Below are 21,961 nucleotides of genomic sequence, written 5' to 3'. Positions count from 1 at the left end.
CGTTTAAAATATTTATAAATCGATTTTTCTTTCTTTATTTCTGTCTTTTTGAATAGCTAAATATTTTTTATAAATTAAAGATAAAAATATATGTATTAGAGTAAATTGTTTTGTCGTAGTGTTTTTTTTGTTTTAGAACTTTATTTTTTGCTCAGGGTTTAATAGCTCTCTTAAAATAAATTTAAATTATTGTAGACTATAAAATCTATTGTTTGGAGCTGGTTATTTATTATAAAATAAGTTTAGGACATCAATTATATGAAACAAACTCAAACTAACCAATCATTACTAATAAAATAAAGATTCTCTGGTAATAGAAAATAATGTAACATACCGATGGGCACATTTTTTTAAGAGGAATTAGAGTATGGTGAAGGATGACATAATAAGTATACAAGGCACTAAAAAAAATAGAGCTTTTTGTATTAATATACCTGTAGCATTATAATACAAACAAGAGTTTATTTATATGCTAAAAACTTTTTTCGTGCTAAAAAAATATAATTTTATTTGGGGGTTCTCACTTCATTGAGTTGAGAAATAGTTATTTGTAATGTCCATCCAAAACATGTCTAAATTTACGATGATTAAATTTTTAGAATTAGTGAATAATCATAAAAATGATGTCTTAACTTTGCAGTAAAAAAATGAATAAATGAAAAAATTAATTTTATTGTTTTTAGCTTTTGCTAGTTTTACGGTATCACATGCCCAGTCAGATTGGATTAAAATAGGCGTACATGCAGGCTCACCATTAGGAGATACTTCGGACACATCGTCTTTTGTATTGGGAGTAGATGTAAAATATCAATTTTTAAATACAAATAGTTACGCTATAGGTATTTCTACAGGATATTCAAATTATTTTGGTGAAGATGAATTTGATGATTTTGGTATTATTCCTATAGCAGGTTTGTTTCGCTATTATCCAACAAAACACTTCTTTTTAGGTGCAGATCTAGGGTATGGGATTTTTACAGATGATAACTATGGAGATAATGGGTTTTATTACAGACCAGAGATGGGATTCCATAATGATAAATGGAATGTATATGGATTTTACCAAGGCATATCTTCAGGGGAGTTTTCACCTGCTTCTGTAGGTATAGGAATTAGCTATAATATTATTAGAAGTTAATTATAAGATGTAATACATTTATGGTAAGTTGAGTTTTGTAAAAAACTCAACTTTTTTTGTTTAGTAACAAATCAATAAACTGTCTTTAACTATATTAATTCTCTTTTTTATCATTATTACATTATGTTTCAGTATTTGTTTAGCTACTATCATATTCAGATTTTTTCTCTATAAACAATCTCATTAAAAATTAATATTTTAACCAAGAAGTGTTAAACTCCAATAATTGAGTTAAATAATTAGTGTTTTATGATGTGAAATCTTTTAAAATTTAGAAATTTATAAAAAATAGTAAACTTAATGTAATCGATTAACTTTAAGATGAGTAAGCTGCTTTTTTAAGTGGAAAAGTCGGGTTAATAACAATTTTAATGACTATAAAACCACAATAAAAGTTAACTTTTTATTAAATTTTGCTAATTTTACGGTATTGACAAAATAGCTAACTAATGAATAAGAATTTATGTTTAATTGTATTATGTTTTTGTTGTAATCATATTTTTGGGCAATATTCTAACCTTAAATTTGAGAATTTAAATACAGAAGAAGGACTCTCTAGTAGCACGTGCTTAGAGCTATTTCAAGATAGTCAAGGATTTTTGTGGTTTGGGACTATTGATGGATTAAATAAATATAATGGATATGATTTTGAGATATTTAGACCCTTATTAAACGATTCTACCTCTATAAGTAATAACCGAATAAATGCCATACAAGAAGATAAGCAAGAAAATTTATGGATAGGTACAAATAATGGCTTAAACTTTTATCATCGGGACACACAACTTTTTACACATATTCCGCTGTTTAATCAGCCGCTTAAACTCAATAATCCAAAAAAAATAATTAATACGTTATTATACGATGATATCGCAAATATTGTTTGGGTTGGGACTAGTGATGGTCTCGTTAAATTGGTGTTAAGTGACGATTCTAGTCAGGTAGATCAATTAGAACCAGTACATTATGCGTTTAATCTAGAACATGAATATACAATAGATAACAACAACATAAACTCTATTGGAAAAGATAGAGATGGCTTTATTTGGGTAGAGACCAATGGACAACATTTAAATAAATACAACCCTTTAACAGACCGTTTTGAACGTGTTTTAATAAAGCATAAAAAACCTTACGAATTAAATCATATTCCCAAACGTTTATTTATTGACTCTGATAATGATTTCTGGATTGGAAACGATTTGTCTAACATTATTCTTTGGGACAAATCCAAAAATAGTTTTAAAGAACTTGCGCTAACTCAAGAAAGTATTCCATTTTATACAATATACGAAGATACTGCAGGAATTATTTGGATTGTGACCGATGGGTCTGGAATATATTTATATGATAAGGATAAAGACAAGTTAACCAATATTGTTAATAATCCATCAGATCCCTTTTCGTTACCTGGAAATCAAGTGTCAGATGTAATTGAAGATAAAGATGGTATTTTCTGGATTGCAACTTATAACGAAGGCATTAGCAAATTAGATGTAAAAAAATCAAGTTTCGGACATTATTACTACCAGAAGGGTAGAGAAAATGGATTAAATGAAAAAATTGTACAATCTGTACTTCAAGACTCAAAAGGACGCATTTGGTTAGGTGCTTACAATGGTGGTTTAAATTATTTTGATGAAGAAACAGCAACATTTACAGCTTATAGTCACGATCCAGACGATAGTAGTTCTTTAAGTTCAAATAAAATAATGTACACGTTTGAAGGTAATGAGGGCGATATTTGGGTGTGTACTTTAGATCGAGGTGTAAGTAAATTTAACCCAGAAACTAAAACTTTTAAAAGTTATTACCATCTAGAAAACTCTAATTCTACAATCGGACAAAATTCTGTATGGAGTGGGATTGAAGATAAAAATAATAGAGTTTGGCTTGGTTTAAGAGACGAGGGTTTAGATGTGTTTAATAAACAAGATCAGACATTTCATCATTTTAAAATAGGGGAAAACAAACAAAAAGGATTACTAAGTAATTTTGTATTTTCTTTATTTATAGATTCTAATAATCGCTTATTAGTCGGGACGTCTTTAGGTTTAAACTATGTGAGTTTAGATAGTATAGGAACTCAAATTCCAAAATTTATAACGTTTGAAGAAGTAAATATACACGGGATCTCTGGAAACCGTATAAACGATATAACCGAGGATGAAATGCATAATATTTGGTTAGGTACAGATATAGGTATTTATAAACTAGATGCTAATCTTAATCTCGTAAAAACTTACTTTACTACAGATGGACTTCCTAACAATTTAATTACAGGAATAAAAGAAGACTTCAATAATAATTTTTGGGTCACAACCCGAAGCGGACTATCTTTTATAAATCCAACTACAAATACCATAAAAAATTTTAATACACATGATGGAATTCAAGGTATGGAATTCCAAAGTAAATCTATAGACCGAACTAAAGATGGTCGCATTTTAGCTGGAGGAATTAATGGGTTTAATATTTTTAAACCTTCAGAGATTATCATGGCGTCTTCAGAGAAATTATACCCAAGAATTTCTGGCCTAAAAATTAATAATCAATATGTTAAGACGGGCGAACGCATAAATAAAAAATTCGTACTTACAGAAACTATTTCAGACACTAAGCAGTTAGAATTAGATTATAAGCAAACCAATTTATCTTTTAATTATTTAGCACTTCATTTTAAAAATCAAGAGCAAGTAAAATATGCATATAAAATGGAAGGCTTAGACGATGATTTTATATATGCAGGAACTAACAGGCTTGTAAACTATTCTAATTTACAGCCCGGAGTGTATACATTTAAAGTTAAAGCAACGGTAGATGGCGATTGGGATAATGCACCTGTAAGATCTTTAAATATTAGATTGCAATCACCACCATGGAAAACGTGGACAGCCTATACTATTTATGCTATTATTTTCTTGGTGTCTTTATGGTATTTAAATAAATATTTTACAAATAGAATTAAAGAAGAAAAGGAACACGAATTCGACCAAATGAAACTAGAATTCTTTATAAATGTTTCACACGAATTTAGAACACCTCTAACTTTAATTTTAAATCCGTTAGATAAATTAATGGCAGGTTATAACGATCCTGCAGTTGTAAAATCTTCTGCTAAATCTATTCAGCGTAGTGCCAGAAGATTGTTGTATTTAGTAAATCAATTACTAGATTATAGAAAAATGGAAGTAGGAATGGCTCCGCTTCAATTGCAAAAAGGAGATATTGTAAAATTTAGTAACGATATTTTTGCTCTGTTTAAAGGCTTAGCCCTTAAAAAGAACATAGGATATACATTTACGTCTACTACAGATCAATTGTATTCTTATTTTGATTTTGATAAAATTGAAAAAATATTAACCAATTTAATTTCAAACGCTATAAAATTCACAAATAATGGAGGAGAAATTGTAGTGTCAATTAATAAGGTTTTAGAAAAGAAAAAACAAGGAAATTTTTTAGGTCAATCTAAACGTTTAACAGATTATATCGAGATTATTGTTGAAGATACTGGGATTGGATTAGATAAAGATCAGCTCAATCAAGTGTTTTCTAGATTTTATAATGTAGATGTAAATAAGACAGGTACAGGTATAGGATTAAATTTTTGCAAAGGGTTAGTAGAATTACACGGTGGAGAAATTTTTGTAGAAAGTGAATATGGGGTAGGAAGTAAGTTTGTTGTTAGAATTCCTTATAATAAAAAAGCAGAAACAGCTGTAGTAGAAGATGTAAAGGATGAATTCTTAATTAACTCTATGAAGTCTGTAGAATACGATATGCTTATTTCTGAAGATTTAGATTTAGTAGACGATACTGAAGTTTCTCAAGTTAAGGATAAATGTAAAATTTTAGTTGTAGAAGATAATAAGGAACTACGTGAACATTTAAAAAGTGAATTGCGTGCGCGTTATGAGATTATTGAAGCTATAAATGGAGAAGAAGGATTAAAAATGGTTCATAAACACTATCCCGATCTTGTAGTTAGTGATGTTATGATGCCAAAAATGGATGGATTTGAGCTATGTAAACAACTTAAATCTGAGTTTGAAACATGTCATATTCCTGTTATTTTATTAACGGCTCGCGCTTTAGAAGAAGATAGAATTGAAGGGTACAAAACAGGTGCAGATGGGTATTTAGGTAAACCATTTAACATGCGTGTGTTAAAAGCTAGAATCTCTAATTTATTAGAGACGAAACGTGTGTTACGTGAAAAATTCTCGAAATTAGGAGCCGTAATTCCATCTAAAGAAGTTACAAATAATTCTATAGATGAAGCGTTTCTAGAAAAAACAACTAAAATTATCCTTGATAATATTAGTGACACCGAATTTAAATTAGAGCATTTATTAAAAGAAGTTGGTATTGGTCGTTCTCAATTTTATAGAAAAATACAGTCCATTACAGGGCAAAATCCAAGTCATTTTATAAGAACAATTCGTTTAAAATATGCATCAGATTTACTACTTAAAGGCATGCATACAATAAAAGAAGTTACACATATGTCCGGATTTAATTCGGCAGCATATTTTGGTAAGACCTTTAAAGAACTTTATAATATGACGCCAAGTGAATATGTTGAAGCCCATAAAAAAGAAGTCTCCGAAATTGAAGATTAATACTCTTATATAGTTTAATAAATAGCAATATCTAGTTACGCTTCAAAAGCATGTTTTATTAATGTAGTAAGTTAAATTATTTAGAAAACTACTAATTATAGAAAAGACTTACATTTTTATTAGATAATTATACGTTAAATCTAATATTAGGTGATAATTTATAGGTGTTAATCCATAATTTATAGTGATTAAGTACAAAAATCCCTAAATTTAAAGTACCTAGTAAAGAACTCAATGGAGGTTGGAATAAATCACTCCAAAAATGATTTATTTCTATTTACTAAGTATTCAATTTTTTCATGATTAAATCTACATTATTAAAATATAAAAGCGCATTCAGTTTGGTATTTGTTGTTGCTTTTGGTAAAAAGTTCAGAATGTATTCTGAACTTTTTTATTTAAAGCTGAGATGTTATTTTATAATATTATCAGGCATCACATGTTTTTAAAATTATAAATACTAATACTATAGTTGCTTCACATTTAGTCAATTAAATAGATACAGTTTTTATTATTATCAATCATAATTTATAGCAATTGGACTATAATTTATAGCAAGTTTTTAAATTAAAATCAATCTTGCAGTGGTGTTGAATTGAGTAGTAATAACCCTAAACATTGATGGAGTAATAGATGGTTAGGGTTATTATAAATAACATAGCATATAAATTAATAGTTACCATATGAAAATGAATACATCCTTTCTAATGTCATTTAGTAATTTGATTAAAGGTTTTTTATTGTTTTCTTTTTTGCCAACATTCGCTCAGCAGTCTGTAGAGACAGAAAATATTAAACCTAATATTGTTTTAATTATGGCAGATGATTTAGGCTATGGAGAATTATCGTCATATGGGAGTAAAAAAATCCAGACACCAAATTTAGACAAACTAGCTTCTCAGGGTATTAAATTTTTAGATTTTCATGCTAATGGCCCTTTATGTAGTCCTACAAGAGCAGCATTAATGACGGGTAAATACCAACAACGTACAGGTATAGAAGGTGTTATTACCGCGGCTAATCACAGAGATGTAGGATTAAATTTAGATGAAGTAACTTTAGCAGATGAGCTGCAACGTTTAGGATATACTACAGCAATGTTTGGTAAATGGCATTTAGGTTATGCAGAATCTTTTAATCCTATTTATCAAGGGTTTAATACTTTTTCTGGATTTGTTAGCGGAAATATAGATTATCATGCTCATGTAGATCAAGAAGGTTATTTAGATTGGTGGAAAAACAATAATATTGAAAATGAAAAGGGATATTCAACAGATCTTATTAATGACTATGGTATTCAATTTATAAAAAAACACAACTCCAATACCACTGGAAAACCTTTCTTTTTATATCTCGCTCAAGAAGCTCCTCATTATCCAATTCAAGGACGCCATGATAAACCTGTGAGAGAAAAGGGAAGTAAAAAATATATTAGAAAAGTCCCTAAAGATTCTATACAAACCATATACGAAGGGATGATAGAAACACTTGATGGAACTATAGGCAAATTATTAAACACCTTAAAAAATGAAGGTTTAGAAAAAAATACGATTGTTATTTTTTGTTCAGATAACGGAGCTGCTTCATCAAGGGGAGATAATGGAGTGTTAAGAGATTATAAAGCTAGTGTTTACGAAGGCGGGCATCGCGTTCCAGCCATTATGCGATACCCAGGACATTTTAAAGCGGGTACACTAAATACTACTCCCATCTTAACGATGGATATTTTACCAACATTATTAGATTTTGCAAATGCAACTCCAACAGGAAAACATGTAGATGGAGTTAGCTTTAAACAGCATCTAGTACAAGGAGATTCAGCTCCTGAACGTAATTTGTTTTGGGTGTTTAGAAATAAAAAAGCAGTAAGGCAAGGCGATTGGAAATTGGTAAAAACTATTGAAGACACGGTGGTTACTCTGGATTTATTTAATTTAAAAGTAGATCTTTCAGAAACCCAAGACCTTTCAAGTTCTTACCCTATGCGCGTACAAAAAATGGATAAGATATTAACAGAATGGGAACAAGATGTGCGTTCTGGAGCACCAACGGTTGCCAAGTAAAATATACATGTTTCATGTTTTTTAGTTGAGTTTAAAGCGGAAAAACCTTGGATGTATGTTCAAGGTTTTTAATTCCTAAACACTCACAAGTATTAGTGATTTAGGATGTATAGGATGAAGGCTTTAACACGATTTAAAATAAGATTTTAATTAATAATAGAGAATACAATCAATAAAATAATCGCTTATGTATTTGTTTCAACAAATGGTATTACGGATATCAAAAAAACGTGCTATAGAAGAACTGAAATCTAAGTTTTTTAAATTATTAATAGTGTGTTTGTCTTTAAGTATATTGAGTTGTAATGAGTCCGATAAAAAAGAGTCTTCCATGCAACTTAAAACCTCAAAACTGCTTTTGTGGTATGATGCTCCTGCAGCCGATTGGAACGAAGCTTTACCTCTGGGTAATGGACGACTAGGGGCTATGGTTTATGGTCATCCTTCAGAAGAAAACATTCAATTAAACGAAGCTACCCTTTGGGCGGGTGGTCCACATACCAATGCTAATCCAGATGCAAAAGATGCGCTTTCTGAAATTAGAAAATTGTTGTTTAATGGTAAGTTTCAAGAAGCTCATAATCTGGCTAATGCCAAATTTATTTCACAAACATCCCATGGAATGCCCTATGAAACGGTGGGTAATTTAAGATTAGATTTTTTAAACCACGAAGCATATTCAAATTATCACAGAGCGTTAGATATTGAAAATGCAATTAATACTACTACATATACAGTTGATGGTGTAGAATATAAACGTGAGATGTTTACATCGTTTACAGATCAAGTAATTGTACTGCGATTAACGGCAAATAAAGATGGGAAATTAAGTTTTACAGCCGATATGGATCGTCCTGAACCGGCTAAAGTTACCGTGACAACAGAAGGTGATAATGTATTAAAAATGGTCGGATTAGGAAGTGATAATTTAAATAAAAGATTGAAGAATGCCAAAGCCATAAAAGGCGAAGTCGAGTTTCAATCTCGGGTTAAAATTGTAAATGAGGGAGGACGTGTAGCTGCTAAAAACAATACGTTAGAAGTTTCTAAAGCAAATAGTGTAACCATTTATATATCGATTGCTACAAATTTTGTGAATTATCAAGATCTTAGTGCAGATGCCCATAAAAAAGCAACGGACTATATTACTGCTGCAGAAACGAAAGATTACGACCAATTAAAAACAAGTCATTCTAACTATTATAAGAAATTCTTTAATAGAGTGTCTCTAGATTTAGGTTCGTCTGAGCATGATGAAAAACCCACAGATGTTAGAATAAAGAACTTCAGCTCGGTAACAGACCCTAGTTTGGCAGCGTTATATTTTCAGTTTGGACGGTATCTTTTAATTTCATCATCACAGCCCGGAGGACAGGCTGCAAACCTCCAAGGAATCTGGAATAAAGATTTAACACCACCTTGGAAAAGTGCGTATACGGTAAATATTAATACGGAAATGAACTACTGGCCAGCAGAGGTTACTAATCTCACAGAAATGCATGAACCTTTAATTGAGTTAGTAAAAGAACTTTCTGTTGTAGGGCAAAAAACAGCTAAAGAAATGTATGATGCAAACGGTTGGGTTACGCATCATAATACCGATTTATGGCGTATAACAGGTCCTGTAGACGGCGCAACCTGGGGTATGTGGACAACTGGTGGAACGTGGCTGACTCAGCATGTGTGGGAAAAATATATATTTAATGGAGATATAGATTATTTAAAATCTGTGTATCCAGCTATGAAAGGTGCTTCAGAATTTTGTTTAAGTTTCTTAACAGAAGATCCTAATGGCTATTTAGTAATATCTCCAACGATTTCACCAGAACATGCTCCTAAAGGACGCCCTGAAGGTGTAAATATTGTTGAAAGTACATCTATGGATAGCCAATTGGTTTTTGATATGCTAACTAAAACCATTGCAGCAGCAGAATTATTAAATGAAGATGCAGATTTGGTGCAAAAAATGAAGCAGACTCTTGAAAAACTTCCTCCTTTTAAAGTAGGCCAACACAATCAATTACAAGAATGGATGGACGATTTAGACGATCCTGAAGACGATCACCGTCATGTGTCTCATTTATACGGTTTATATCCTTCCAACTTAATTTCACCATATAGATCTCCAGAATTGTTTGAAGGAGCAAAAAATACTTTAATTCAGCGAGGCGATCCCTCTACTGGCTGGTCTATGAATTGGAAAATTAATCTATGGGCACGTTTGTTAGATGGTAATCATGCCTATAGATTAATGGGCGATCAAATAAAATTGGTCGGCCGTGCAGATTCTCCTAAAGGTGGTGGTACGTATGCTAATATGCTTGATGCGCATCCACCATTTCAAATCGATGGTAATTTTGGATTTACTTCTGGGCTAACAGAAATGTTAGTACAAAGTCACGATGCAGCAATTCATTTAATTCCTGCTTTACCAGATGTATGGAAAGATGGACAAGTTACAGGTTTAAGAGCCCGCGGAGGTTTCGAGATTTTAGATTTAGAATGGAAGGATGGAGAAGTTATAAAGGCAATAATTAAATCAACATTAGGAGGTAATCTTCGCATACGCTCGTATAGTGAATTAAAGTCTCCAAATGGAGATGTTTTACATGTGGCTTCAGGTGATAATCCCAATACGTTTTATCAAGTTCCAGAAATTAAAGAGCCTATTATTTCTAAAAAAGCGACTCTTAAAGGCATTTCTTTAAAACCTTCTTTTGAGTATGATATTGATACAAAAGTTGGAGAGGAAATAATCCTTGTAAAAAAATAATATATGCGAGCCTTTAATTTAACAGGGAATATAACAGTTCCCAGCATTTGGATTTATTTTTAGTGGAGAGACAACATTTTTTTGTACGGTATAGTAACTGTTTTGATTATCGTTTTGAGGTATAAATAAATAAGAATATTAATGTGATTTAGTTACACCAGATTAGGTTATTAATTTTTAATACAATAGACTTTAAAATTAGCTATAGAGACCGTTAAAACTAAACAGATTTTTTACTGAATAAAATTAATAATTTTATGAAAATAGATAGTTTAAGTAATTACCAAAGCCTCATATTATACATCTGTTTTACATGTAGCTGTAACTTTAGTTTTAGCCAGTTAACTTCAAATTCTAATTTAAAATTAACAGAACGTATTTATAGTATTTGGGATAGTGAACCTGCTCCCAATCGCGGTGGAGATTTCAATATTACTAAAGCTAGAGGCTATCCGTACGATGAAGATTGGGAGTTACATTCTTACCCCATAGGTAATGGTTATATGGGAGCAAATATTTTTGGCAGAACTGACGTTGAGCGTATACAACTTACCGAAAAAACATTGGCAAACGAAGGTTTATACGGAATAGGTGGTTTAACAAGTTTTGCTGAAATTGATTTGGAATTTAATCATAATAATCCAACTCACTACAAACGTTCAATAAATCTAAATGAAGCCATAGCCTATGTTAATTATAAACAAGATGGCGTAAGCTATACCAGAACACATTTTTTGAGTTATCCTGATAATGTGTTGGTAATTAAATTGAGTGCTAGTAAAAACGGACAGATTTCCTTCGTACTAAAGCCAGAGATTCCATATCTACGAAAACCAACAGAGAAAAACACGCGAACGGGATACATGACCGTAAACGAAAATATCATAACCATGGCTGGATGTATAGAGCATTTTAGTGTGAATTATGAAGGACAAATAAAAGTAATACCTACAGGAGGAACCTTATCCACTAGTCAAAATGGGGAGCAATCTGAAATAAAAGTAACTCATGCAGATAGCGTGATTTTATTAGTAAGTGCGGGAACAAATTACAGATTAACTCAAGCTGTGTTTTTAGAAGATAATCATAGTAAAAAATTAGATACTAATGTTAATACACATGAGAAGGTTAGCCGTATTATACAAAAGGCATCAAAAAAAGGCTATGAAAAATTAAAGCAAACACATATAGACGATTATCAATCATTATTTTCTCGTGTAAAGCTTCAGTTTAGTACAGATATTCCAAATAAACCAACAAAAAAGGTGTTAACAGATTATCAGGAAGAAGTCTCAAATTCTTATTTAGAAGAACTCATGTTTCACTATGGTCGCTATTTATTAATTTCAACTTCACGCCCGGGGACATTGCCTTGTGGTTTACAAGGCGTCTGGAGCCAATATGAAGTAACACCTTTTACTGGTGGATTTTGGCATAATATTAATGTGCAAATGAATTATTGGGGGGCGTTTAATACTAATTTAGCTGAAACATTTACACCGTATATTGAGTTCTTTAAAGCTTATTATCCTAAAGCAAAACAATTAGCGACAGTATATTTAAAAGTACACCACCCAGAAGTATTAGCTAAAAATAGCTTAGAAAATGGTTGGACAATAGGAACGGGTACTACACCTTATAAAATTGTGGGACCTGGTGGACATTCTGGTCCGGGAACAGGTGCATTAACAACTAAAATGTTTTGGGATTATTACGACTTTACGAGAGATACCACTTTTTTGAAGGAAACAGGCTTTCCTGCTATTTTGGGTATGAGTCAGTTTTTATCTAAAACTTTAGTCTCGGTAAATGATAGTTTGTTACTTGTAAATCCATCGGCATCACCAGAGCAAAAACATAATGGAGATAATTATATTACTGCCGGTACGACCTTTGATCAAGAACTGGTTTGGGAAAATCATAACGACTTATTAAAAGCTTACCAAGTTCTCGATATTAAGGATAAATTCAAGCAGACCGTTGAAGATCAATTAACAAAATTAGATCCAATAATAATTGGGAAATCAGGTCAGATCAAAGAATTTAGAGAAGAAGAATATTATGGAGAAATCGGACAAAAGCACCACAGGCATATTTCACATTTATGTGCCCTTTATCCTGGAACTTTAATCAACGAGACCACTCCAGAATGGATACAAGCCGCTCGGCATACTTTAGATTTAAGAGGTAATATCACCACGGGTTGGGCAATGGCGCATCGTATGAATGCACGTGCACGTACAAAGGAAGGCGAGAAGGCTCATAATGTATATTCAAAATTTATAAAAGAGCGTACTTTACCAAATTTATGGACTACACATCCGCCATTTCAAATTGATGGTAATTTTGGAACTATGGCTGGGGTAGCAGAAATGTTAATTCAAAGTCATGAAGATTATATTCAAATACTTCCTGCACTGCCTAAAGCTTGGAATACTGGTGCTTATTCTGGTTTGGTGGCTAGGGGTAATTTCGAGTTTTCGGTGGTTTGGAAAGAAGGCAAGGCTAAAGCTATAGAAATTCTATCTAGAAGCGGTGGAATCTGCAAACTTAAATACGCGCATATTGCTAAGTCAACATTAACAAATTCTACTGGAAGTCCCATAGTTTTAAAATCAGAGCAAGCCGATTTACTTGCATTTAACACTGTAAAAGGAACACAATATTATCTTAAACTTTAATAGAAAAATCATGTGTTTAATTATATGTAATTAATAAAAACGGATTATGAATATAAAAATTTTGATATACATGCTGTGTTTGGCAGGGTGTTTCGTTAATCAAGGATATGCACAAAAGGAGACGTATTTAAAATATCCACATACCGAAATTTCTAATGATAATGTGACTATGTCTTTATTTTTACCCGATCATAAAAAAGGATACTATCAGGGATCGTATTGGGATTGGTCGGGACTTATAGCCAGTTTAAAATATAAAGGGCAATCTATTTTTAAAGCCTCTTCATTAAATCAGAAATCCAAGACGATTGAAAATTTTTCGGGACCAAAATTTACAGCTTCTTTAGGATATTCTGAATCAACTTCTAGCGAAAAATTTATACGTTTAGGTGTCGGAATTCTCCAAAAGTCTAAGCATGTTGTAAATAATTCGGGACAAACCGAGTGCAAAATTCTAGATCATGGCACATGGAAAACTAATTATGGGGCAGATTGGATAGATTTTACTCATACTATTTCAAGTGATTTTGGCTATGCTTATATCTATAAAAAAACAGTTAAATTGTCTAAGCAGGGTTTTGTTGTAGAACATTCTCTTCAAAACACAGGCTCAAAACCCATGCATTTAGACTTTAATACAGAGAATACATTTATAACAGAAGACAATAAGGTAAAACTTCCTTTTCAAATTATTTATCCTTATAAAATTAAAACTGAAAATATATTGGAAGATTATGTAAATATTAGTGGTAATGCCATTCAGTTTACAAAGGCTCTTGGAGATTTAAATGTGAACTTAGATTTAAAAGGATTTGAAACGATAACACCAAATACTAAACTAACAATCGAAAACCCTAATTCTGGAGTAGGACTAACCATGTCTATAGATCAGAATTTAAGTAAAGAACAGGTTTTTGCAAATGGTAATTTAATTTCTGTAGGTAATAGTATAGCAATTTCAGTTCCTGTAAATGGTGAAAAAACGTGGACAACACACTACTTTTTATATGACACTAAATCCTTTCAAAAACATGTGAATTATAAGATTAATAAAGTTAAAATAGAGTCTGAAGTGTATACCATTATGCAAGATAAATGGAACAATGCATTTAAACATGTTAGTTATCCCGAGCAATTTTTAGATTATGTTATAGAGGTCAGTCCTGGAGAATCAATACAATCAGCTATTGATATGGCTAGTGCAGCAGGTGGAGGGGTTGTTGTAGTAAAAAAGGGGATTCATTATTTAAAAGACACCTTGCTACCAAGGAGTAATGTAACACTTGTGGGCGAACGACAAGCAGAGACTATTATTATGCAAGGGCCAGACATGTTGGTGTCTGGAATAAATGTAGAACCAGAACATCAAGTGACTGATTTTGTAATAAAAGATTTAATCCTTCAAGGCACTCGTAAAGGCAAGGCTAATGGTATACGTATGTCCGGAAAAAACGAGAGTCGTCATAACCGAATTATGTTTCAAAATATTACAGTCAGAGATTGGTCGGCACAAGGTGTGCATTTAAAACGTACCGATAATATTATTATGGATCATTGCGATTTTCAATATAATGGTTCTGGAGGAGGATTGTACCACAATGTGTATTTTTTGTATAATAAGTATATTTTACAGTCCGATTGCGATATGTCTAATCCTATAAAAGGTAAAGGTAACAAATACACGTCTTGCGAGTTTGTGTTGGCTCAACGCTGTAAGATTCGAGATGCAAATGGTAATGGGATTCAGGCCGACCATGAAGAAGCCGGTTATATTTTCCTTCATAAATTCGACATATCTGGTTGTGGCCGTGTCGCTTTGTGGTTTCCTTGCGAAAATTACTACGATAAATATAATTATACAGAAAACGCTAAATATGCCCCACAAAATATTATTCTTAACCGTTGTAAAGTGGTCGATAATACTTGGGGAGCCATGTGGCGTAGTGTTAAAGAATCTTATGTTATAAATTGTACATTTAATAATAAAAAAACAGACATGGGTTTGTTACACTGTGATGTCACTATAGAAAATAGTGATTTTATTACTGGAAACCAAACCTATTCATCAGTGAATCAATGGCCAGGAGATGTGAAATTACTATGGTAATTACTAAGAGCTTAGCTTAATTAGCACTTTTCTTGTTTCTAAATATTGAATTTAAATCAACGTTTGTAAAATAGATTCTGTTTGGTTTAAATACGTGTTAAACTATTCTAAAGTATTCATAAGTTATATGCAATGAATCATAATTTATAAGATAATATTATGGTTTTAGGTATTATTGTATGCATGTAATCTATTAAAATAGTAGAGACTTTCAGATCATAGAGGTTTGGCTATAGAACCAGCTGGAAAGATGTTCAAATTATCTTGGAGTATTCAATAACTCACTTCAAAACTTAAAAATCAAATATGAAATTTTCAAAAATAGGTTTACTATTAATTATACTTTTTGCACATTCTAACTACAGTTTTGCCCAAATGCAAAATCGTCCAAATGTAATTTTCGTAATGCCTGACGATATTAGTCATAGTTCATTTTCTTATTTCAAAAATAATGCACCACACACACCCAATATCGATGCATTAGGAGATGAATCTGTTAGGCTAAACGATTTTCATGTTTCTCCAAGTTGTTCGCCTACACGAGGGGCTTTACTTACAGGAAGACCAAGCGATGTGGTAGGAGTTTGGCATACCATTAATGGTAGAAATATGATGCGTTCAGATGAAATTACAATGGCCGATATTTTTAAAGCAAATGGCTATGCTACAGGTCTCTTCTTTAAATGGCATTTGGGAGACAATTATCCGTTTAGACCTAAAGATCGTGGATTTGAATATGTAGCTTGGATTAAAGGTGGTGGCACTGGTCAGCAACCCGATTATTGGGGAAATACTAATAACCAAGCACATATGTGGGTGAATGACTCTCTGGTAGAAATGACCGATGAAGACGATGGTATTCCAGGTGCTTTTACGACCAACTTCTTTATGAATCGGGCTATGGATTTTATGAGCGATAATATTGAAAAAAATAAACCATTTTTTGCTTATATCCCTTTAGGTACAGCTCATGCACCGCATGTATTACCTCCAGATGCGCGTGAAGGTGTAAGTGCAAAAAAAGGAACTATAGAAAATATCGATAAAAATATGGGGAGTTTACTAAAGTTTTTAGATGATAAAGGTATCGCAGATAATACCATACTTGTATTTACTACAGATAACGGTGATGGCGGGTATTTACGCGGAGGCAAAGGATCTAATTACGATGGTGGTACTCGTGTGCCATGTTTTATAAGATGGCCTAACGGACATTTGGGCGGTACTGGTAAAGGTAAAGATGTAGAGCCGTTAACGGCACATATTGATTGGTTACCTACGTTTATGGACTTGTTAGATCTTAAAGATGTAGAAAATAGACCAGAAAAGTTGAAAATTCGTGGGCGTAGTTTTGTTCCAATGTTAGATGATAATCCTAAAAATGATCCGTCTGGATATAAAAATAGAGCGGTAATAATAAACGATATGTGGACAGAATTTCCCGAGAAATATAAAAAACTATCGGTGAAAAAAGATGATTGGGATGGAGATGTCATCGTTCATAAATGGCGCTTAATACGAAATAGTAGTACCTCTGATTGGGAATTGTACGATGTATTAGTTGATGAAAAACAAAAAAATAACATCATTTCAAATTCAGAATATGATGATTTGGTAGCCGAATTAAAAGCAGAATACGAAGCCTGGTGGAAATTGGTAGAAGCGCGTTCCGACGAATACACCAGAATTATTATAGGCAATAAAGCAGAGCCTAAAACAACGTTGCATGCACACGATTTTCATGGTACCGTTATTTGGGATCAAAGTAATGTGAAAAAAGGAGATTCGGGTAGCGGTTTTATAGCAGTAGAATTTGATAAAACAGGTACCTATAATTTCGATTTACGCCGTTGGCCAAAAGAAATTGAAACGCAAACGGACTTAACTTCTGGAGGCGATTTTGGAAAGGCTTTAGATATAGCGAGTGCCAGAATAAAAATTTGGAATGGTGATACAGTGTATGTCGATGAAAAAAAAGCCGCAGACCCTAATGCGGATGGCGTAAAATTCAGTTTACAAAATCTACCAAAAGGACCAGCATTTATCCAAACGTGGTTTTATAATCAAACAGGTGAAATGGAAGGTGCTGTGTACTATAATTATGTAACACCTGTTCAGAATTAAGATTTTCTTTAAAAATTAATGGTTTAAAACACTAATGAAGTATATTTTATTTTCCTTTTGTTTTTTAATAATGACACCCATAATTATGGCGCAAAACGCCATGCGTGGACTAGTTACAGACACAAATAACACGCCTTTAGATGGTGTGGAGATTAGTTTTAATGAGGAAGCTGTTAAAACAAAATCTAATGGTCAATTTATTTGGTCAATTACAGATGCCCCTTCAAAAACAATACACTTTAAAATTGAAAAATCAGGTTATTATTCAGAAAGCAAAAAAGTTGTTGTAGAAGATGCGCTAGATACTTTATTAGAAATTAAACTGAAGCCATTGCAAAATCCACAATCCAATTATATTATAACTAAGGTTAAAATAGAGGAGGAGGTTTTAAATGTGATGCATGATAAATGGGGAGATGATTTTAAGCATGTACAGTATCCTAAGCAATATTTAAATCGGGTAATAACTTTAAACCCTGGTGATGATATTCAGGATGCTATCGATAAGATGCATGATGCCGGTGGAGGCGTCGTGCTATTAAAGTCAGGCATTTTTGAAACAGGAGATTTAATTATTAAAAGTCGGGTTACACTGTGTGGTGATGGTCGCGAGTTAACGACCATAAAACATATTGGCACTGGCAATTTTATCAATCAAGTGCCTAAAAAGAAATTAACAGATGTAGTGTTTAAAGACTTAACATTTTTAGGAGGAAGTGATACAGGTAGTGGCTTAAATTTACGAGGCGATGATAATGACAGGCACGAGAGATTAATGTGGCAAAATGTAACTGTTAAAAATATGGGTTCTCATGGTGTGGGTATTAGCAGAGTAAACCATATTATAATGGACAATAGCATATTTCAACATAATGGGACACGTGGTGGGCTCCATCATAATATTTACTTTTTATTTGTGGGACATGTGTTGCAATCCGATTGCGATATGTCTTTTCCTTCTGAAGGAAAATCTAATAAATATACATCGGCTAAATATGTTTTAAGCCAACGTTGTGTGATGAAAGAAGGGAAAGGTAATGGCATACAAGCAGATAATAATATGGCTGGTTATCTGTTTTTTCATAAGCTGTATATGTCCAATTTTAAGCGTGTAGCACTGTGGTTTCCTTGCGAATCTTATTATAATAAATTTGAATATACCGAAGATCTGAAGTGGGTGCCACAACATGTTATTTTAAATAAATGCGAAATTGTAAATAACACTTGGGGCGCTATGTGGCGCATTGTTCGTGGCCCATCGTATGTGATTAATAGTTATTTTGATAATACAAATATCGATATGGGCTTATTGAAATGCGATGTAAAATTTGAACATAGCAGTTTTAAAACAGGCAATCAAGTGTATACAGATATCAAGCAATGGCCAAAAGATGTTAGGATTTTGTGGTAAAAAATTGGGTTGTTTTTGTGTGGAATTATAGAATTTGAAAACTAGCTTTTCTATGATGCTTCACTTATCCTAAACACCATTTTATGTTATAGCGCGCGCTAGGGCTAGTAATACATCATAGCTTATAACTTATGAATCATGATTTATATGATCCTTAAATAGAATTTTATAGTATTGTCTGTAAGGCTTTTTATAATTAATTTAAGTACAAATAAAACAATGATTTATATTAAAAAACTAATTACTAAAATTTTAATTATAGTAATTCCTGTTTTTCTGATTGGCTGCCAATCTAAATTCAAAAATCAATTTGAAAAAAATGCACATGGCATAAGCATTCACAAAGACAGTACACGTATTCATATAGAAGTAATAAGCCCTTCTATAATTCACGTTAAAAAGACACTGCTGGGAGACAAACCTTCAGAGCTTCCCGATTATGTTACAGTTTTAAAACCTCAGGAAGTGTCATGGGAGCTAAAAGAAACCGAAGACTTGTTAACATTGAGCACAGATTCTTTACAGGTTACTATTTCTAGCGATGGCATTATAAGCTATATAACGAAAGCGAATCATCAGTTACTATCAGAAACCGAAGAACTAACATATATTCAACCAGAGGGAGAACAGCATAAAGTGTCTCAAGGTTTTGTTGCAGGAGACGAAGCGCTGTATGGTTTAGGGCAATACCAAAGTGGTATTATGAATTGGAAACATGTACCCATCCGACTTCAGCAATATAATCAAGAAATAGCTATTCCGTTTGTGGTATCTACCAAAGGTTACGGCATTTATTGGCATAATTATAGTCTGACAGATTTTAACTTGCCTCAGCATGCAATTAAATTTAAAAACACTAAGTCTAATGCAACGCCAACAGAGCAGACTGTTATTACTGTAGATGGTGAAAAAGAAGATGTTGCTGCACATATCAATACATCTGAAGCAGCAGAAAAAAATATCCGTGAAACTACATTTACGCCTACTAAAACTGGGGAATATACATTTTTAGCTTTAAGTGATCATGACGGTCGCATGCGTGGGAAAATTAATGTAAGTATAGATGGTGATCCTGTAATTAACTATTCAACCATTTGGATGCCTCGCAGATATTCTGGTAAAAAGTTTTTAGAGGCAGGTAAAACTTATAACGTGGTATTTCAAAATACAGGTGCTAAAATTCCTGGTAATTTGTATTACAATGAGCCAGATTATAACAAAACAGTGTTTAGTAGTACACATGGGAATGCAATAGATTATTATGTGGTACAGGGTGAAACTCTTGAGGCTGTAATTTCTCAGTATCAGAAATTAACGGGAAAAGCTCCTTTATTTGCTAAAAGCGCTTATGGATTTTGGCAATGTAGAGAACGGTATCATAACCAAGAAGAATTATTGGTTAATGCACATGAAATGCGAGCTCGTAAGATTCCTTTTGATAATATTGTACAAGACTGGTTTTATTGGCCAAAAGGCACAAAAGGTCCGGAATGGGATCCTGCAAAATATCCAGATCCAGATGGAATGTTATCAGACCTAAAATCATTACATTTAAAACTAATGGTATCTGTTTGGCCAGAGGTTAAAAATGAAGCGCTAGAGGAAAAATACAACCTTAAAAAAATTAAGAGTAGTAACTACATTGATATTTACGACAATGGGGTAAGCGAACGGTTTTATCGTATGTTAAGCGACTCTATGTTTCACAAAGGAGTCAGTTCTATTTGGTTAGATGGTACAGAGCCGGAAGGTGTTAATGATGCTACTCAGTTAACTGCTGTTGGTCGTTTTGAAGAAGTTCAAAACCCGTATTCACTTCTTGTAACTAAAGCCATGTACGATGGCCGTCGTAAGGAATTTCCAAAAGAGCGTGTGTTTAATTTAACGCGTTCAGCTTATGCCGGACAACAACGTTATGGTGCAACCTCGTGGTCTGGAGATGTAGAAGCGTCTTGGGAACAATTGGAAGAGCAAATTGCTGCTGGTCTTAATTTTACCATGGCAGGAATTCCATATTGGACGCATGATATTGGCGGATTTTTTAGAGATTCAAGATCCATTAATCCAGAATTCGATAACCAATATACCAATCCAGAATTTATTGAATTATTAACCCGTTGGTTTCAGTTTGGAACCTTCAGTCCAATATTTAGAATTCACGGTTATGTTTCGGAAACCGAGATTTGGCGTTATAATGAAGCATTTGAAAGTACTGCGCGCAAATTTATTGATTTACGCTACCAACTTATGCCATATATTTATTCACAAGCTTGGCAAATTACAACCAACAGTAAACAACTCATGAGTCCGTTAGCATATCAATATCCAAATGATAAAAAGGTCTGGGGAATTAGTGATCAGTTTTTATTTGGAGAATCTTTTATGGTTGGTATAGTTACCCAATACGAGCAACGCGAAAAAACTATGTATTTTCCAAAAGGAACATGGTACAACTACTGGACGAATGAAAAACTTGAAGGCGGACAGGAGATTACTGTAAAAGCCGATTTAGATGAAACACCTCTTTTTGTTAAAGCAGGCTCTATTATACCATTCGGACCAAAAGTGCAGTATGCTACACAGAAAACGAATGAACCTATCATTCTTAAGGTGTACCCTGGAGCCGATGCGGAATTTACTTTGTATTTTGATGATAGTGAAACTTATGATTATGAAAACGGCGCTTACTCTGAGGTTAACTTAAACTATTCAGAAGCCGATAAAACGCTTCTAATAACAAAAGGGAAAGGATCTTTTATAGATTTTTCTGAAAATCCTATGGCCTTTAAAGTTGAAATGATTGGTGGGCAAGTTCAAACCATTAGCTTTAATGGAGATGAAACACCAGTGAAATTGTAAGAATTGAGATTAGTCTCTTTTTTACTATACTACAGGAGATGAATTAAAGGTTTTATAAATCTTTTTCGTCTCCTGTTCTGTTTAGGCATATAATTTATAAGGATTGCACCATAGTTTATATTCAATTGCTGAGGTGTTATCTATTTTTATAAATCATAATTTCATTATACAAATACAAGC

The 21,961-nt window shown here is 32.7% G+C and carries 9 protein-coding genes; all 9 read left to right on the top strand.

Going from position 1 to position 21,961, the window contains the following annotated elements:
* Nucleotides 1-655: 655 nt before the first annotated feature.
* The 9 genes from FNB79_RS16285 to FNB79_RS16245 all read left to right on the top strand — a co-directional run bounded on the left by FNB79_RS16285 (nt 656) and on the right by FNB79_RS16245 (nt 21,781).
* Nucleotides 656-1,138 carry a hypothetical protein gene (locus tag FNB79_RS16285; protein ID WP_143382367.1) on the top strand — a complete coding sequence of 161 codons (483 nt, stop codon included), beginning with the start codon at nt 656-658 and terminating at the stop codon, nt 1,136-1,138.
* Nucleotides 1,139-1,587: 449 nt separating this feature from the next.
* A complete protein-coding gene (locus tag FNB79_RS16280; RefSeq protein ID WP_221932585.1) occupies nt 1,588-5,763 on the top strand; it encodes a hybrid sensor histidine kinase/response regulator in 4,176 nt (1,391 codons plus the stop codon).
* Nucleotides 5,764-6,446: 683 nt separating this feature from the next.
* Nucleotides 6,447-7,826: a sulfatase-like hydrolase/transferase gene (locus FNB79_RS16275; protein WP_143382366.1), complete on the top strand. Its 1,380-nt coding sequence runs from the start codon at nt 6,447-6,449 to the stop codon at nt 7,824-7,826.
* Between the two features lie 187 nt (nt 7,827-8,013).
* Nucleotides 8,014-10,599, top strand: coding sequence for a glycoside hydrolase family 95 protein (locus tag FNB79_RS16270; RefSeq protein WP_246073295.1), 2,586 nt, complete (start codon nt 8,014-8,016; stop codon nt 10,597-10,599).
* A 257-nt stretch (nt 10,600-10,856) separates the two neighbouring features.
* Nucleotides 10,857-13,280, top strand: a complete 2,424-nt coding sequence (locus FNB79_RS16265; protein WP_143382365.1) for a glycosyl hydrolase family 95 catalytic domain-containing protein — start codon at nt 10,857-10,859, stop codon at nt 13,278-13,280.
* 46 nt (nt 13,281-13,326) lie between these two features.
* Nucleotides 13,327-15,387 carry a hypothetical protein gene (locus FNB79_RS16260; protein WP_143382364.1) on the top strand — a complete coding sequence of 687 codons (2,061 nt, stop codon included), beginning with the start codon at nt 13,327-13,329 and terminating at the stop codon, nt 15,385-15,387.
* Nucleotides 15,388-15,693: 306 nt separating this feature from the next.
* Nucleotides 15,694-17,511 carry a sulfatase-like hydrolase/transferase gene (locus tag FNB79_RS16255; RefSeq protein WP_143382363.1) on the top strand — a complete coding sequence of 606 codons (1,818 nt, stop codon included), beginning with the start codon at nt 15,694-15,696 and terminating at the stop codon, nt 17,509-17,511.
* A 70-nt stretch (nt 17,512-17,581) separates the two neighbouring features.
* Nucleotides 17,582-18,922: a carboxypeptidase-like regulatory domain-containing protein gene (locus tag FNB79_RS16250; protein WP_143382362.1), complete on the top strand. Its 1,341-nt coding sequence runs from the start codon at nt 17,582-17,584 to the stop codon at nt 18,920-18,922.
* Between the two features lie 219 nt (nt 18,923-19,141).
* Nucleotides 19,142-21,781 (top strand): glycoside hydrolase family 31 protein, encoded by a 2,640-nt coding sequence (locus FNB79_RS16245; RefSeq protein ID WP_143382361.1) that lies wholly within the window; start codon nt 19,142-19,144, stop codon nt 21,779-21,781.
* Nucleotides 21,782-21,961 lie beyond the last annotated feature (180 nt).

The organism is Formosa sediminum, assembly GCF_007197735.1.
In the GTDB taxonomy this organism is placed as follows: domain Bacteria; phylum Bacteroidota; class Bacteroidia; order Flavobacteriales; family Flavobacteriaceae; genus Formosa; species Formosa sediminum.
Note: the sequence above shows the minus strand (reverse complement) of the source record. Positions and strands in the feature narration are given on the sequence as shown.

What these genes read in the sequence shown, in the direction of transcription:
- FNB79_RS16285 (WP_143382367.1), top strand. Translation starts at nt 656, where the DNA reads ATGAAAAAATTAATTTTATTGTTTTTAGCTTTTGCTAGTTTTACGGTA.
- FNB79_RS16280 (WP_221932585.1), top strand. Translation starts at nt 1,588, where the DNA reads ATGAATAAGAATTTATGTTTAATTGTATTATGTTTTTGTTGTAATCAT.
- FNB79_RS16275 (WP_143382366.1), top strand. Translation starts at nt 6,447, where the DNA reads ATGAAAATGAATACATCCTTTCTAATGTCATTTAGTAATTTGATTAAA.
- FNB79_RS16270 (WP_246073295.1), top strand. Translation starts at nt 8,014, where the DNA reads ATGTATTTGTTTCAACAAATGGTATTACGGATATCAAAAAAACGTGCT.
- FNB79_RS16265 (WP_143382365.1), top strand. Translation starts at nt 10,857, where the DNA reads ATGAAAATAGATAGTTTAAGTAATTACCAAAGCCTCATATTATACATC.
- FNB79_RS16260 (WP_143382364.1), top strand. Translation starts at nt 13,327, where the DNA reads ATGAATATAAAAATTTTGATATACATGCTGTGTTTGGCAGGGTGTTTC.
- FNB79_RS16255 (WP_143382363.1), top strand. Translation starts at nt 15,694, where the DNA reads ATGAAATTTTCAAAAATAGGTTTACTATTAATTATACTTTTTGCACAT.
- FNB79_RS16250 (WP_143382362.1), top strand. Translation starts at nt 17,582, where the DNA reads ATGACACCCATAATTATGGCGCAAAACGCCATGCGTGGACTAGTTACA.
- FNB79_RS16245 (WP_143382361.1), top strand. Translation starts at nt 19,142, where the DNA reads ATGATTTATATTAAAAAACTAATTACTAAAATTTTAATTATAGTAATT.